We start from the raw sequence: 15,071 nt of genomic DNA, 5'->3' as shown, positions 1-15,071 counted from the left end.
AAGCTTGCACTTTTTTAACTTCCAGCAGGCTAAGACCCTTTACCTGTAATCTTTTCATAGTCCCCAATCATCAATCACCAGTACCCAATCACCAGTCACCAATCACCAATCACCTACCTACACCAATATATTGGAAACCCGCTCTTACCATCGTTTCCGGGTCCAAGAAGTTACGACCGTCAATCATAACGGCGTGGTTCATTAATTTTGCCATTTTTGCATAGTCCAAAGTGCTAAACTGTTGCCATTCGGTAACGAGTACCAACGCATCACAACTATCAGCTAATCTTTCTGCGTCAGTCTCTACCAATACTCCCGAAAGACCATGACGCATACCTGTTTGGGAAATAATCGGGTCATAAGCTTTGACTTTAGCTCCTAATCGGTTGAGTTGCTCAATCAAGTTGAGTGCAGGAGCATCCCGTAAATCGTCTGTATCGGGTTTGAAGGTTAAACCGAGTAGTCCGACGGTTTTACCTTTAAGGATTTTCAAAGCTTGTTGTAATTTTTCCAAAGCAATCAAACGCTGACGTTCATTCACACTGACAGCAGCTTTCATGAGTTGCGCTTCATAACCATAATCATCAGCAGTGTGAATCAGCGCCGATACATCTTTGGGGAAGCAAGAACCACCCCAACCTATGCCCGCTTGCAAGAACTTGTTACCAATGCGGGAATCTAAACCGATACCTTTTGCGACTTGGGTGACATCAGCACCAACGCGATCGCAAATATTTGCCACTTCATTAATAAAACTAATTTTAGTTGCCAAAAAGGCATTTGCAGCATATTTAATCATTTCTGCTGAACTCAAGTCTGTCACCAGCACTGGTACAGGCGGTAAAGATTGATCGGCTGCAAACTTGCGTTCTACAATGGGGGCGTAAAGTTCCTTCATCATGGCGATCGCCTGTTGACTGTTCCCCCCCAAAACAATCCGATCCGGGTTAAAAGTGTCATAAACTGCTGAACCTTCCCGCAAAAACTCTGGATTACTCACAACATCAAAGTGAGGGGAAATTTCCGGTGGTTTTTCCTCAGCAGATGAACCACCTGCGGCTACCAATGACTTCTGACGTTCAACAATACCATCTAAAACAATCATCCGTACCCAGTCACCAGAACCGATGGGTACTGTAGATTTATTCACAATTACCTTATAACCGCCATTGAGATTAGCTCCAATTCCACGAGCTACAGCTTCCACATAACGGGTATCACTTTCACCATTCGGTAATGGCGGAGTTCCCACAGCAATAAACAGAATTTCTCCGTGAGCAACTCCCGCAGCCATATCCGACGAAAATTGAATATTTCCACTATTAATAGCAGCTTGCATAATTTCCGAAAGTCCAGGCTCAAAAATTGGCGACTGCCCAGATTTCATTAACTTTAGTTTCTCTTCGTTGTTATCTATGCAGATGACATCATGACCAATATAAGCTAAACAAACTCCTGTGACTAAACCCACATAACCAGTCCCGATTACACAAACACGCATTTTTTAAACTCCTCGTTTTTTTATTATCAGTCATTGGTTATTAGTCATGAGTTGTTGGTTAACAAATGACTAATGAGAACTGACTATAGACTAATCATTAGTTTTGATACGTTGACGGAAATCTTCTATTGTCAGTTTTAACCCTTCTTGTAAAGGAATGGTAGGTTCCCAATTTAATAAAGTTTTTGCCTTGGTAATATCGGGACGACGACGACGGGGATCGTCTGAAGGTAGGGGTTCAAACTTAATTTCTGCATCTGGGTTAACCATATTTTGTACTGTCTGTGCCAGTTCTAAAATGGTGTACTCATCAGGATTACCCAGATTTACAGGTCCGATGTAATCACCATTCATCAGCCTCATTAGACCTTCAACTAGATCAGATACATAGCAAAAGCTGCGAGTTTGTGAACCTTCACCGTACACAGTTAAAGGAATACCCTTTAATGCTTGCACAACCAAGTTACTGACTACCCGACCATCGTTTTCTAACATTCTTGGTCCATAGGTGTTGAATATTCGAGCTACACGAATATCAACTTTATTTTCTCGGTAGTAGTCAAATGCTAAAGTTTCCGCAATTCTTTTACCTTCGTCATAGCAGGAGCGGATGCCAATGGGATTAACACTACCACGATAATCTTCGGTTTGGGGATGCACTTCTGGATCACCGTAAACTTCACTGGTGGAGGCTAATAAAAATCTCGCTTTCACTCTTTTAGCCAACCCCAACATATTCAGGGTTCCCATCACATTAGTTTTGACGGTTTTAATGGGGTTGTACTGGTAATGCACCGGAGAAGCAGGACAAGCCAAATGATAGACTTGATCCACTTCTAAGCGAATTGGCTCAGTAATATCATGACGGATCATCTCAAAATAAGGGTTATTGAACCATTTGAGGAGATTGCGTTTATTTCCTGTATAGAAGTTATCCAAACATATAACTTCATGTCCATCAGCCATTAGTCGGTCTATCAGATGAGAACCAATAAACCCAGCACCGCCTGTCACTAAAATTCTCATAGTTTCCCAATTATTTTCTAGATATTTCCAGAGGTATTATCCTTATTTTTAGATTGCCCGGCTTCAGTATATCAATACATAGGGCTTGCTGAATAAATGTAAAACCCAGATATATCAAGGGTTACAGGTGGTCAGTGAGCTTGTCGAACTGTTGATAAAGAGGAAAAAAGTGCAAGACTTTTGAAGGGTATACCTGAAAAACCGTGCATTTTGAAACCAAGAAATCCCAAAATGGGGGGATGACAGATAGCTAAAACTGTTCCCTGTTAAGAGTTCCCTGCCTCCACGAAAAGACTTTCTCAGCAACCCCTATATAGCAGAATGCTGATTAGGATTTTTGTATAAACGCTGTTTTGGATATAAGCTGTTGTGCATTTAATTTGTATAAATGATACAGGCAAGACTTGTACTGAGCGCAGTCGAAGTATGCCTGTGCCACAAGAGTTCAGAAATTTATGATTATACAATTTAGCTGCATAACAGCTTATTTTTTGACAAAGCGAGTTTATGATGGCGTTGTGGTTCTCCCAGAATGATAATAGAGCAGGTAAGTTGCCTAGCTAATTCGGTTGTAACATCACTCATAGCTAACCCTCCAGGGATAGTACGATTACGGATAAAAGGCAATACCACTAAATCATACAATCTTGCAGCCTGTAAAATAGCTTGGGTAGGATTTTCATGAGTGAAAATTTGAATTTCTGGTGGATTTGGCACAGCTAAATTAGATACCCATTGGGATAAATGCTCTCTTCTGGCAGAAATTTGACTAGCACTGGTGCGGCGATCGCAAACATTGATAAGAGTAATCTGGCTTTGATTAGCATCTGCCAAGGTTTGAGCAAATTGTACAGGTGTGAGTGTTGGCGTAATTAAATTTTCTATCGGCACTAAAATACGCTGAATTTTTTTTGGTGATTCTACCAGACGTGCCACGGCCACTGGACAATGGGAAGCCCAAAGCACATTATCAATGACATTCCCCAATAAACGCGCCCGCAAACCAGTACGTTTACCCCAACCTATAATAATTAAATTCGCTTTTTGTTCACGAGCAGCCCTACATATTCCTGGAGCAAAAGCATCATCAATTCTCAGTAATGGTTCTGCTTGTGCGCCCAATAATTGACTTTGTGCAATGGCTTTAGCTAATAACGTTTCATTCCGTTGCCAAGCGGTATCTAACTGGGGTGCATCCATTTGAGATGTAGCATGAGCGATCGCTAATGGTAAAACTTTACCCTGGGATTGACAGGCTAATAAGGCCGCCATTTCCATCAAATACTTTTGCGTTTGGGGATTTTGGATAGGTACGATGATCGTAAAATTACCCTGTGATGATTGTGATTGCTGCTGAGACAAAGTAATTTGTGATACTTCTGCCAACGATGAACAGGTCAAATTCATAGCACAGCCAACAGCCATGAGACTCGTCAGCCAAGGTCCCAAAGTCGCTGTAATCAGCACCAAGATAATGGCAGTGTTTAATACCTCTCCTGACAGTAAACCAGACCTGTATCCCCCTACAGCCACCGCTAATGTTGTACCTGCCAAGGGAAGAGATAGTGACCAAATAGTTAGTGTTTCCTGCCAGCTATAGCGGTAAACCAACTTTGCCAACACAGATGCCATAAATTTGCCGACAATCAAACCCACTAAAATTAATAGTAATAACTTGATTGTGCTGTATCCAGCAAAAAAGGCAGGTAAATCAATTCTTAACCCCAAGTAAATAAAGAAAATAGGAATAAATAAAACACTGCCGATAAATATTAATTTTTCTTTAACTGGTCCTTCGCCTATAGCTTCATTAACGACTAAACCCGCCAGGAAAAAGCCCACAATTTTGTTTAAACCCATCAGTTGTGCAATGACAACTGCCAGAAATACAGACATCAACACACACAAAAACTTATTACCCTCTTCATCCCCAGAACGGCGGAAAAATTCTTGGCTCGCCCAATCAAAACCGACTAACACTATCATCAAGTATATTATTACCCAGCCTAATATAGTTATTATTTCAGAAAAGCTAAATGCCCCACTATGAAAGCTGACTATAGAAACAGTTAATATTAGCAGTGTGCCGATATCTTTAAAAATTGTGGCTCCCATTGTCATAGTCACAGCCTGATTATTTGTCAATCCCAAACGATTGATAATTGGATATGCCAAAAGAGAGTGAGAAGACAGGAAGCAGCCTATTAGTATAGAACTATGCCAACTAAAGTCCAAAAATCGTCCTCCTAATGTTCCTAGCTTCAGGGGTAAAAGGAAACTAAAAGCACCAAATATTAAGGAACGACTTTGCTGTTGACGGAAAAGAGGGATATTAAATTCCAATCCGGTGATAAACATCAAGTAAACTAACCCAATGTCTGATAGCAAAGTCATCATTGGCAATTCAGGTTCAAATAAGCGCCAACCTGATGGACCTAGTACCACTCCAGAGCCAACCAAACCTAGTAATGCTGGCAATCTTAGTCGCTCAAAGAGGATAGGTATAACAAGAATGACTAACAGTAAAATAGCCAAGGGAACAATAGGTTCTGGTCTTAGAACTTGAAAGGTTGGATCTAACGTCAGAACTTGTGACACAAGTGGCATCATGAAAAACATTTATCAGTTATCAGTTATCAGTTATCAGTTATCAGTTATCAGTTATGAGCTATTAGGAGTTCAAAAATTTCCATGACTCAGGAGTTATATACTGAATACTGAATGTTGAATGTTGAATTTTTGTCGCTCCCTACTTATTCCCTATTCCCTATTCCCTATTCCCTATGGGTGAATTTGACTCAGAATAAATCGTAGACGATCATAATCATCTTTTAGCAGTACACTAAGATGGCGACCAGCTTTAATCAGCCATTCTCTGTCAGCTTTGCGTAAATGGTAAACTTCACGAATAGCAGATGCAGCTAAAGATTCTACTGGCGCACCATTAATCAAAAGTAACGTCCTTAAAAAATCTAATTTTTCTGTGAACCTGACGATCGCTTGTGGTTGACACCGATAAACCGCTTGATGTATTTGGGGCGGACGTGGTGGGAGATACTGATACACTCCTTGGTTATAACTGAGATTTTGTGACTGCTGCTCAAATCCAACAATTGCCGCCCGAAATTCTGTTCTGAGCATAGCAAATATCTGGGGTTGTTCTTCGCGTAAAGTTTGCAAGGACAACCCCAACGCCCTAGCTCGGTGTACAGAATCTATGGGCATAGTTGTGGCATGATATACCACACCATAGATTTGATTCCCAGATTCTTCATCTACAGCACAAACCCAACTACCAAAAGGTGGCATAACCGGAAAACTCAAGTCTTCTGGTTCTAGACATTGCGCCAAAAATTCGGTAGTTGTAGTTTCGATCACCTCCGCAATATGGTGAGGATGGCGATCGCCTGTCGCAAACTGTGGTAAGGGTAGACGCATGACAATCAGTTATCAGTTATCAGTTATCAGTTATCAGTTAACAGTTAACAGTTAACAGTTACAGCAGTTTCCGTTATTATGAGGTACAGATATTAATGATAAAACTCTTGTGGGGTGGGCATCTTGCCCGCCCATAGTGTACCTCATTTAGATGGAAAGTGCTGTATCAGTTATCATCTGTCTTTTATCAACTGTGGACAAATGACAACTGACTAATGATGACTAATGACGAAAGAATTATTTTCCTTTTTTCTTGGCGGTAGTCTCTACGAGTTCTAGTTCTGGTAAGCGGAAGGTAATAATTTTATCCCAGTTACCACCTTCAAACAGTACAGCTACCTTACCATCACTGACTCGTTGCACAAGTCCTTCATAGCGATAATATGTATCTGCGGGATTCTTGATGCGAACAGTTGCTCCAGGCAGAATCATGTTTTTACCCTCAATTTGTTCTCTGTTATTAGCTTAATATTATTTGATTGTCAGTGGTAATTGGTAATTGGTAATTGGTAATTGGTAATTGGTAATTGGTAATTGGTAATTGGGAAAAATCAAATTGATTACCCAGTCCCCAGTCACCAGTCCCCAGTCACCATTCCCCAGTCACCAGTCCCCCTTAATAATATTTTTGACGTTGCCGGAAATTGGCTACAGATTCGACTATTCCTAAAGCAATAAAATTAGTGAGCATAGCAGAACGACCATAACTCATCCAAGGTAGGGGAATTCCGGCTACAGGTGCTAAACCAACCGTCATACCCACGTTAACAATGAGTTGAAAGATAATCATAGATAAAACACCAATAGCCAATAAAGAGCCAAAATTATCTTTAGCGGTTTTCGCAATGTGTAGGATGCGGAAGCAAATCAAACAAAAGACAAACAACACTATTAAACAACCAATAAAACCAAATTCTTCACCAACAGCGGAGAAAATAAAATCCGTATGCTGCTCTGGGACAAAATTTAATTGAGTCATTGGACCTTTAAACAAACCCCATCCCCAAATTTCCCCAGCACCAATAGCAATACGAGATTGAATTAAGTGATAACCAGCACCAAGAGGATCATGCTCAGGATTAATAAATACACTTAACCTATCTTTTTGATATTCTTTTAATACATGATTCCAAGCGAAAACGCCTAATTCTCCCCCCAGCATATTGAGACTAAAAGAGGCGATCGCATTAATTTTGAATTTACGCCAAGGTAAAGTTTGCCACCCAAGAATACCCATAGCACCCGCCCAGAAAACACCCAAAGGACTAAAAGTGAGTTCTTTGATTAAAACTATTGGTTCTGATAAAGGCCAGGATATACTGAACAAAATGGCGGATACCACAGGGGAAATCATCAGGATCAACCAACCAGGGTTAGCATTTGCCCAATACAGCATTCCCAAAACTATCGATGCAAACACCAGAGATGTAGCCAAATCAGGTTGTAAAAATATTAATCCCCAAGGAACAGCCGTAATTGCCAAAGCACGGAAAACATTTTCCAAGGTGGAAGCAGTACGCCTGTGTAACAAAGCTGCGAGGGTGATAATTACACCTATTTTGGCAAATTCAGAGGGCTGAACATTAAAGCCAGCAATACTAATCCATCGCTGTGCGCCTTTGGCACTTGTACCAGCCACCATGACCACAATTAAGCTGAAGTTAGTCAGAGCGTAGGTGATCCAGTGCCACTGAATCAAGTTTTCATAGTGGCAACGAGCCAAAAACAGAGCGATGATTGAGCCAATACCAGCTACAAGCCAGTGCCACCACCAATCAGTAACGGGCTGATTGAGTTCTGTACTGAGAATCATCAGTCCGCCAAACATACTGGCAGCAACAACTAGACAAAATAATAGCCAATCTATTTGCTGCCAATGCTTAACCCAATATTGCCAGCGGACTTTAGGGAGCGAACGTTTTAACAACATTGTGCGAAGAGCGACTTGAGTTTTAAACGGGGATTGGTAATTGGTAATTGGTAATTGGTGATTGGGAAAACTACTACCCATTACCCATTACCCATTACCCATTACCCATTACCCATCTTATGTCAGAGCAGCAACTGAAACTTTACCTGCTATCGCTAGAGCGATCGCTTTTAGGGCTTTAGCTGAAGCTGAATCTGGATCAGAAACCACTATGGGTATACCACTATCTCCACCAATTCTGGTAGAAATTTCCAAAGGTACACAGCCCAAAAGTGGTACATCTAATTCTGCGGCAGTTTTTGAACCTCCACCAGACCCAAAAATGTCATATTGTTTATCTGGTTGATCGGGAGGAATAAAATAACTCATGTTCTCCACAATCCCTAATACTGGTACATTCATTTGCTGGAACATCCGCAAACCCTTGCGAGAATCCAGTAATGCCACATTTTGAGGTGTAGTCACAATCACTGCTCCTGCCATTGGTACTGCTTGGGTTAAAGTCAACTGAGCATCTCCAGTTCCCGGAGGCATATCAACAATTAAATAATCAATTTCTCCCCATTGCACCTGATAAAGAAACTGACGAATTACGCCATTGAGCATGGGACCACGCCAAATAACTGGTTGATCGCGGTCAATCAAAAAGCCCATTGATACTAATTTGACCCCATGATTAAACGCAGGTTCGAGAATTTCCCCTGTTTCTGTGGAGCGCACAGTAATTTCCGCATCAGCTAAACCCAACATGGTGGGGTCATTAGGTCCGTAAATATCAGCATCTAGCAAACCAACTTTCGCCCCTGTTTGTGCCAGAGCAACAGCAATATTTACGGCAACTGTGCTTTTACCAACACCACCTTTACCGCTAGAAACCGCAATAATATTTTTCACCCCAGCCACACCAGTGCGATCCGGTAGGCTTTTTTGTTGGGGTGTTTCTGCTGTTACTTCTACACTGATATCTATTACACCAGGCAGTTTTTGCACAGCTTTTTTACAATCTTCGACAATAAATTCTCGCAAAGGACAGGCGGGAGTAGTCAACACCAAAGTAAAGCTAACCTTGCCACCGTCAATTTTGACGTTGCGAATCATATTCAGTTCTACCAGACTTTTGCGAAGTTCTGGATCTTCTACTGGTCGCAACACTTCTAGGACTGACTGGGAATTGAGGACATCATACATAGCGTTTGTACCGTTGCCGCCTTAATCAAGCTTAAAAAATTTTCATTCTCTACTACTTGAATCTTAACTTTCTTGGGACATCCGATTTTGGATTTTGGATTTTGGATTTTGGAGATCGGTAAATTCTTAGCTGTCACCTAACCACTGACCTAAAAATCAAAACAACTGTCATCCAGAGATTTTTTCTTGCCTGATACTGCTTGCAGTGCTGCATTTTCTACGGATTCGACTAAGGAACGTGCGACTCGATCTACATAAGGACGGGAAAATGACCAAATTAGAGGTGATAACCAGCCGCGTAGTGTTACAGAATAAGACAAATAACTACCACAAACCGTTGATTCTACTTGGTATGTGATCCGTTCCTCAATCCCAGGAATTGCCAAAACGCGGATACTTAACATCTGTTTGGGATTTACCCGTTCTACAAAAATCTGGATGGGAACTGGCCAAAAGCGTGTTACTGCTTGGAAAATTAATCCGGGCTTGGGTACTAATCCTAATGGTACGTTAGTGCTTTTGAGGAGTGGATGCCAGGAAACATCTGTTAAGTCAGCCACCTTTAACCAAAGTTCATCTACAGAAGCAGAACTGATCTCTCTATAAGTCCGCACCAGAGAAGCGCAAAATCGACGACGTTTGCGGTGGATGAATTTGGATAACCAACCTTGCACTGTCCTAATCCTCCTGGCTACAATCTGTCTGGTGACTCTGGCATCTGGGAAAATTTGAGTCAAGCTATCTACTGCTATATAAAACCTAGACAAAGCTAGACTTTACTTTCTACTTCAACGGGAGCATGGGAGCGGTTATCCCTCCGTAGACTTGCACGCTGTAGCCCAACGCGATCTTTCTGGTGTGAAAGGAGGCAGGAGTTGAAAGGCAGTTTTGAAAGAGGCCGATTATAGGGGATTTTCAACCCACCTCCAATCATAGACCGCCAAATCACCAGATTATGGCGGGGGACTTAAACCCAAATGGGCGAGTCAAAAAGGCTTTATTCTTAATTCAAAATTCTCCATCCTCCTGCCCCCTGCCTTTTGCCTCGCCCGAAGGGCAGTTAAGATTTTCAAAAAGACTACCACTATCATTGCTTGGTTTTCGCGTCGGCAATAGTCTTAATTCAATACTGGATATCCCAGGATTATATATCAAGATAGTTGATTTTTTAACTCAAGAGAAATTGATTTTTGTCTACATAAGTATAGCTTTGTCTAGAAAATCGCCAGCTTAGGACTAGCTCACTACAGATAGTTCCAAAAAACATAGACAAATATCTCATGCCTTTCGTTTGTCGGGAATAAGCCCGACAGGGCGAACTACAACGCCCTCTATCCCTAGACTAAATGCTGTCGGGACTACTTTACGTAAAATATTCAAACTACCATTAACATCAGCATGAATCAATAAACCATTACCTGCTCTATAAAGTTTAGTTTTGATTCTGCGACCACTAAATTTAACGTCTTTGGAGTCAGCCTTGCCATAAGTAGGAATAGGATCTTGGTCTAAAAAAGAAGCTACAGAAGTGTAAGACTCCTCGGAAACTAACACCTTTATCCCTACTAATTTCGCTTTATAACTCAACTGCTGTACAAATCGAGTATGGGGAATACAAACAAAGTTTTGATTATTTCTGCTGCCTAAATTAGTATTCTGTTTCCACAATGGATTTTGACCTATTACTAAAGTGCCAATCCCACACTTTACCAAATGATCAATAATTAAGCGACTGGCTTTATGCAAATAATCATCTACTCGAAAATTCCGTTTTCTAGTTAAACTTTGTAATCTTTTAGATGTCTTTTGATGACTTGGTAGTAAAGATTGTATTTGAGCTTTTCTTTGATTATAATAACGATTAATTGATTTGATAATCCGCCCGGAAACCAGAACTGGTAAAAATCCCGGCTGGTTTGATGTTAAAGTTGCTAAATTATCTATTCCTAAATCAATCGCTGCTATAGCATTACTGTCTAAACTATAATCTGTTTCCTCCTTTTTATAGACAACTTCTACTACATAATGGTCAATTTTGGGAACAATTCTGACTTGATTGAGATCACAATAGTCTACTTTCGTAGGAATGTGAATCTGTGTTTGTGACAGATGAATCAACCCGGCTTTCATTTTGGGTTTACTCACTGCTTGGGCTGTGTAAACTAATAAATGTCTACCTTTTTCTTTGTGTTTATATTTGGGTAGTTTCGGTCTACCTAAAAACTGAGATTTATCTTCTGCATAAGCTTTAATTGCTGCAAAAAAAGATGACCAGTTGCGATGTAGCCCTAATAATACTTGTTGGGCAACTTTGGCTGGTAAGGTTTGGTATGGTTCTGTTGATTTTAATTGTTTTGCTAAACAATTGTAATCGAGGTATTTTTGAGCAAAGATAAAACTTTGGCGAATGTGAAAGTTAGCATAATTGTAGAGGTTTTTGGCAGCAAAACATAATTGATCAATCTCCTGATAATGGGGATGATTTCTTTGAATGATATGCCGCTCCACTACTTGCATATATGATACACACACAAAACATGACCATGTATAATAACATTATTTTGTATTTGTGTCAATCAATTGTTAATATCTGACTATATATGACTATATTTTTCTTATTCAAACCCAATACCATACAGAAAATCGGCTGCTTTGTGGACTAATTCTCTAGGTTCTGGTGTTAATAACAGAAATATCTCCATAATTATTGCAAAGAAACTTAATGAATCTACAAGCCTATACGCATTTGATGGAAAATAGCTTTAGTCAATCAATTTTGGATTTTAGATTTGCGTTAGCGAAGCGTACGCAGCGCAGCGAGTATTTTAGATTGACTGCGCCGACAAGGGGACGCAGTTTGGGGATTTGAGATTGAGGTGTTAGATTTGTTCTGCCCACAAGGGGCAGGGCTGGAAGTAAAAAATCATCCAAAATCCAAAATCCAAAATCTAAAATTGGCATGGTCAAAATAATCTATTGGTTTTGACCACTCATCAGAAAAAGCAGTTTTGGCAAATTGCGCCAGGTTTTTGGCTCTAATTGTCAAGAAATTTTTAAAATGGAAATTTGTAGCTTGCACAAAAATTGTAATTTTAGGTTCGGGAATCTATGTTGACCAACTCGCAAACCCCCACTCTCACAACAGAATCATCTAAGTTTCTTCCTGCACCTGACGCTCAGGCTAGAGTTAGTCAGTTTATGAAACAATTACAAGACGAAATCACCCAAGCTTTGGAAGCATTGGATGGTGTTGGTAAGTTTATGGAAGACAGTTGGGAGCGTCCAGAAGGGGGTGGTGGGCGATCGCGTGTCTTGCGTGATGGCGCTATTTTTGAACAAGCTGGTGTAAATTTTTCTGAAGTTTGGGGTTCCCATCTTCCCCCGTCAATTTTAGCCCAGCGCCCAGAAGCAACAGGTCACGGTTTTTATGCAACAGGTACTTCTTTGGTGTTACACCCTCGTAACCCTTATGTACCTACAGTGCATTTAAATTATCGTTATTTTGAAGCAGGTCCAGTTTGGTGGTTTGGTGGTGGTGCGGATTTAACACCTTATTACCCCTTTGCTGAAGATGCTGCTCATTTCCATCAAACTTTGAAACAAGCTTGCGATCAACATCACCCAGAATATTATCCTGTGTTTAAACGCTGGTGTGATGAATATTTCTACCTCAAGCATCGGGGTGAAACTAGAGGTGTTGGTGGTCTGTTTTTAGATTACCAAGATGGCCAAGGTGCTATTTATCGCGGACCTGATCCCAAAGGAGAAGCCGCAAATTATAGTAATCAAGTGGGAGCATTACCTCCACGCACTTGGGAACAGTTATTCTCTTTGGTGCAAGATTGTGGTGGAGCTTTCTTACCAGCTTATGTACCAATTGTCAAGAAAAGACATGGCATGGAATATGGCGATCGCCAACGGAATTTCCAGCTATACCGTCGGGGAAGATATGTAGAATTTAACTTGGTTTATGACCGAGGCACAATTTTTGGTCTGCAAACCAATGGACGCACAGAATCAATTCTCATGTCTCTACCACCTTTAGTTCGTTGGGAATATGGCTACCAACCAGAACCCAATTCTCCCGAAGCTGAACTTTATGAAACTTTTCTGAAACCACAAGATTGGATAAACTGGAAACTAAATCAACAGTAACAAGTGTTGGTAACACAGTAAAATTCCACACATTTATCTAGATCCAGGAGACAGGACTGGGGCTGGTCGATGAACAATCAAGGGTTTGGGCTGGTTTGAGGAAATAGGATGAAAGAAGATATTTGTGATCTGGTCTTAGTAAAGGATATTTAGGCAAATAGTCGCGTTTGTCTGAAAAAGATACACTTTATCTCTAGAGAACTCTGCTTTCCATTCACCAAGAAACCGAAAATTCCCCAAACCCAGCCTCAATAGATTAATTGGGAATCTCGTGAATCTAGATACTTACCACTGCTTCAGTGAGTTAAACTACTACAATATAGACATTGAGTCAAAATGCCCAGTTTGTAGTTATAGCTGGCTCATTTCCCAGATCAAACAGAGTTCCGTACAGTCAGCCTGTCGGCACATAAATAGATTTGAGTAGGTTTTATATAACGGAGTGTCAATTTCAGGACAATATCACGGAGACAACAGTGAATATAGACCAAAAAACCTATACTAACCTAGACGGGAATACTGTAATTGTCTTGAAACCAACTGATCATCGTTTAGACATCACTACTGCTTGGCAATTTCGCCTGAAGTTACAAGAGTGTATTTCTAAACTCAGTCGTCATGTAGTTGTCAATCTGGAGCAGGTAAATTTTATTGATAGTTCTGGTCTTACTTCCTTAGTGGCGGGAATGCGTGATGCTGATAAAGCCAAGGGCAGTTTTTGCATCTGCAATATCCATCCAGAGGCCAAACTTGTCTTTGAGGTGACAATGATGGATACAGTCTTTGAAATTTTTGAAACTGAAGCAGAAGCTTTGGAAAGATTATTCCCCAACTTGGTTAATAACGAATAGGAGTCAGGAGTCAGAAGGGGAAAAAGAGAATTTTTGCGAAACTAGCTGTTAACCTCATATCCTGCATAACTTGGCAAAGTAGCCTTTAAACGAGAAAATAAAAATACGTCGCCCTTAACATTTTCTTTGTGAATAACGTCCGTACTGTCTCTGATACAAAGCGAACTTTCTATAATCTTCATACCCGTCCCATCAACACTATTTACCGTCGGGTAGTGGAAGAGTTGATGGTGGAAATGCATCTGCTGTCAGTAAATGTTGATTTTAGCTACAATCCAATTTATGCCTTGGGGGTTGTCACCACTTTTGACCGCTTCATGCAAGGCTATCAACCGGAACAGGACTTAGCATCTATTTTTAACGCCATGATTCAGGCTGTAGAGCAAGATCCGCAACGGTATCGACAAGATGCGGCTAGATTGCAAGCTGTAGCACATAGTTTGCCAGTTAAGGATTTAATTGCTTGGTTGAGCCAAACCACTCAATTCTATCAAGATGCTGATTTACAAACACAACTACAAGCTATTGCTCAAAATCCTCATTTTAAATACAGCCGCTTGTTTGCCATTGGTTTATTCTCATTATTGGAATTGGCAGATGCTGAATTTGTCAAAGATGACCAGCAACGTAATGAGGCGCTAAAAGCGATCGCTCAAGGTTTACACCTATCTGAAGATAAAATTACCAAGGATTTAGAGCTATATCGTTCTAATCTCGATAAGATGGCACAAGCACTGATAGTAATGGCAGATATGCTGGCGGCGGATCGGAAAAAACGCGATCAACGTCAGCAACAATCCACTGCTCCGGTAGCTCCTCCGAGTAACGAATAATCTGTAATTCGTAATTCGTAATTAAAAGTTGCAGAGCATCAAATTATTGATTATTTATGCCCAGCAACCTAATTGACAATTAGTAAAATGTACAAGGCTGTCAATTCTAATTACAAGTAAGAATTCAGCAGTTAGGGGTCAGGAGTCAG

General features: G+C 40.6%; 12 protein-coding genes. 3 read left to right on the top strand and 9 right to left on the bottom strand.

From position 1 onward, the window contains the following. Positions 1 to 109: 109 nt before the first annotated feature. From K2F26_RS12945 to K2F26_RS12905, 9 genes are all read right to left on the bottom strand, one after another. Positions 110 to 1,501, bottom strand: coding sequence for a UDP-glucose dehydrogenase family protein (locus K2F26_RS12945; protein ID WP_220608155.1), 1,392 nt, complete (start codon positions 1,499 to 1,501; stop codon positions 110 to 112). 90 nt (positions 1,502 to 1,591) lie between these two features. Then, positions 1,592 to 2,527 carry a UDP-glucuronic acid decarboxylase family protein gene (locus K2F26_RS12940; RefSeq protein WP_220608154.1) on the bottom strand — a complete coding sequence of 312 codons (936 nt, stop codon included), beginning with the start codon at positions 2,525 to 2,527 and terminating at the stop codon, positions 1,592 to 1,594. Positions 2,528 to 2,995: 468 nt separating this feature from the next. Next, the gene (locus K2F26_RS12935; protein WP_220611871.1) at positions 2,996 to 5,134 is read right to left on the bottom strand and encodes a cation:proton antiporter domain-containing protein; all 2,139 of its coding nucleotides are present in this window, start codon (positions 5,132 to 5,134) and stop codon (positions 2,996 to 2,998) included. 174 nt (positions 5,135 to 5,308) lie between these two features. Beyond that, on the bottom strand, positions 5,309 to 5,965 hold the full coding sequence (locus K2F26_RS12930) for an HAS-barrel domain-containing protein (RefSeq protein WP_220608153.1): 657 nt from the start codon (positions 5,963 to 5,965) through the stop codon (positions 5,309 to 5,311). A 237-nt stretch (positions 5,966 to 6,202) separates the two neighbouring features. Continuing rightward, positions 6,203 to 6,397: an NAD(P)H dehydrogenase subunit NdhS gene (locus K2F26_RS12925; RefSeq protein ID WP_193942220.1), complete on the bottom strand. Its 195-nt coding sequence runs from the start codon at positions 6,395 to 6,397 to the stop codon at positions 6,203 to 6,205. Between the two features lie 184 nt (positions 6,398 to 6,581). Continuing rightward, positions 6,582 to 7,895 carry a rod shape-determining protein RodA gene (gene rodA, locus K2F26_RS12920; RefSeq protein WP_220611870.1) on the bottom strand — a complete coding sequence of 438 codons (1,314 nt, stop codon included), beginning with the start codon at positions 7,893 to 7,895 and terminating at the stop codon, positions 6,582 to 6,584. A gap of 117 nt (positions 7,896 to 8,012) precedes the next feature. After that, positions 8,013 to 9,083 (bottom strand): Mrp/NBP35 family ATP-binding protein, encoded by a 1,071-nt coding sequence (locus tag K2F26_RS12915; protein ID WP_220608152.1) that lies wholly within the window; start codon positions 9,081 to 9,083, stop codon positions 8,013 to 8,015. A 149-nt stretch (positions 9,084 to 9,232) separates the two neighbouring features. Continuing rightward, positions 9,233 to 9,757: an SRPBCC family protein gene (locus K2F26_RS12910; protein WP_194059318.1), complete on the bottom strand. Its 525-nt coding sequence runs from the start codon at positions 9,755 to 9,757 to the stop codon at positions 9,233 to 9,235. Positions 9,758 to 10,361: 604 nt separating this feature from the next. Next, positions 10,362 to 11,600 carry an RNA-guided endonuclease InsQ/TnpB family protein gene (locus tag K2F26_RS12905; protein WP_220608151.1) on the bottom strand — a complete coding sequence of 413 codons (1,239 nt, stop codon included), beginning with the start codon at positions 11,598 to 11,600 and terminating at the stop codon, positions 10,362 to 10,364. Between the two features lie 591 nt (positions 11,601 to 12,191). On the opposite strand from K2F26_RS12905, the gene hemF reads away from it, so the two are divergent. The 3 genes from hemF (at position 12,192) to psb29 (ending at position 14,922) form a co-directional block, all read left to right on the top strand. Then, entirely contained in the window at positions 12,192 to 13,238 is a 1,047-nt protein-coding gene (gene hemF / locus K2F26_RS12900) for an oxygen-dependent coproporphyrinogen oxidase (RefSeq protein ID WP_220608150.1), read from the top strand. Between the two features lie 476 nt (positions 13,239 to 13,714). Further along, positions 13,715 to 14,089: an STAS domain-containing protein gene (locus K2F26_RS12895; protein WP_220608149.1), complete on the top strand. Its 375-nt coding sequence runs from the start codon at positions 13,715 to 13,717 to the stop codon at positions 14,087 to 14,089. A gap of 128 nt (positions 14,090 to 14,217) precedes the next feature. Next, entirely contained in the window at positions 14,218 to 14,922 is a 705-nt protein-coding gene (gene psb29, locus K2F26_RS12890) for a photosystem II biogenesis protein Psp29 (RefSeq protein ID WP_220608148.1), read from the top strand. The last annotated feature ends 149 nt before the right edge of the window (positions 14,923 to 15,071 follow it).

It is taken from the genome of Sphaerospermopsis torques-reginae ITEP-024 (genome assembly GCF_019598945.1).
Lineage (GTDB): Bacteria > Cyanobacteriota > Cyanobacteriia > Cyanobacteriales > Nostocaceae > Sphaerospermopsis.
The sequence above is the reverse complement of the archived record's forward strand: the minus strand, read 5'-3'. Positions and strand labels throughout refer to the sequence as shown.

Coding starts and splice junctions, on each gene's coding strand:
- K2F26_RS12945 (WP_220608155.1), bottom strand. CDS start 1,501: ATGCGTGTTTGTGTAATCGGGACTGGTTATGTGGGTTTAGTCACAGGA.
- K2F26_RS12940 (WP_220608154.1), bottom strand. CDS start 2,527: ATGAGAATTTTAGTGACAGGCGGTGCTGGGTTTATTGGTTCTCATCTG.
- K2F26_RS12935 (WP_220611871.1), bottom strand. CDS start 5,134: ATGCCACTTGTGTCACAAGTTCTGACGTTAGATCCAACCTTTCAAGTT.
- K2F26_RS12930 (WP_220608153.1), bottom strand. CDS start 5,965: ATGCGTCTACCCTTACCACAGTTTGCGACAGGCGATCGCCATCCTCAC.
- K2F26_RS12925 (WP_193942220.1), bottom strand. CDS start 6,397: ATGATTCTGCCTGGAGCAACTGTTCGCATCAAGAATCCCGCAGATACA.
- rodA (WP_220611870.1), bottom strand. CDS start 7,895: ATGTTGTTAAAACGTTCGCTCCCTAAAGTCCGCTGGCAATATTGGGTT.
- K2F26_RS12915 (WP_220608152.1), bottom strand. CDS start 9,083: ATGTATGATGTCCTCAATTCCCAGTCAGTCCTAGAAGTGTTGCGACCA.
- K2F26_RS12905 (WP_220608151.1), bottom strand. CDS start 11,600: ATGCAAGTAGTGGAGCGGCATATCATTCAAAGAAATCATCCCCATTAT.
- hemF (WP_220608150.1), top strand. CDS start 12,192: ATGTTGACCAACTCGCAAACCCCCACTCTCACAACAGAATCATCTAAG.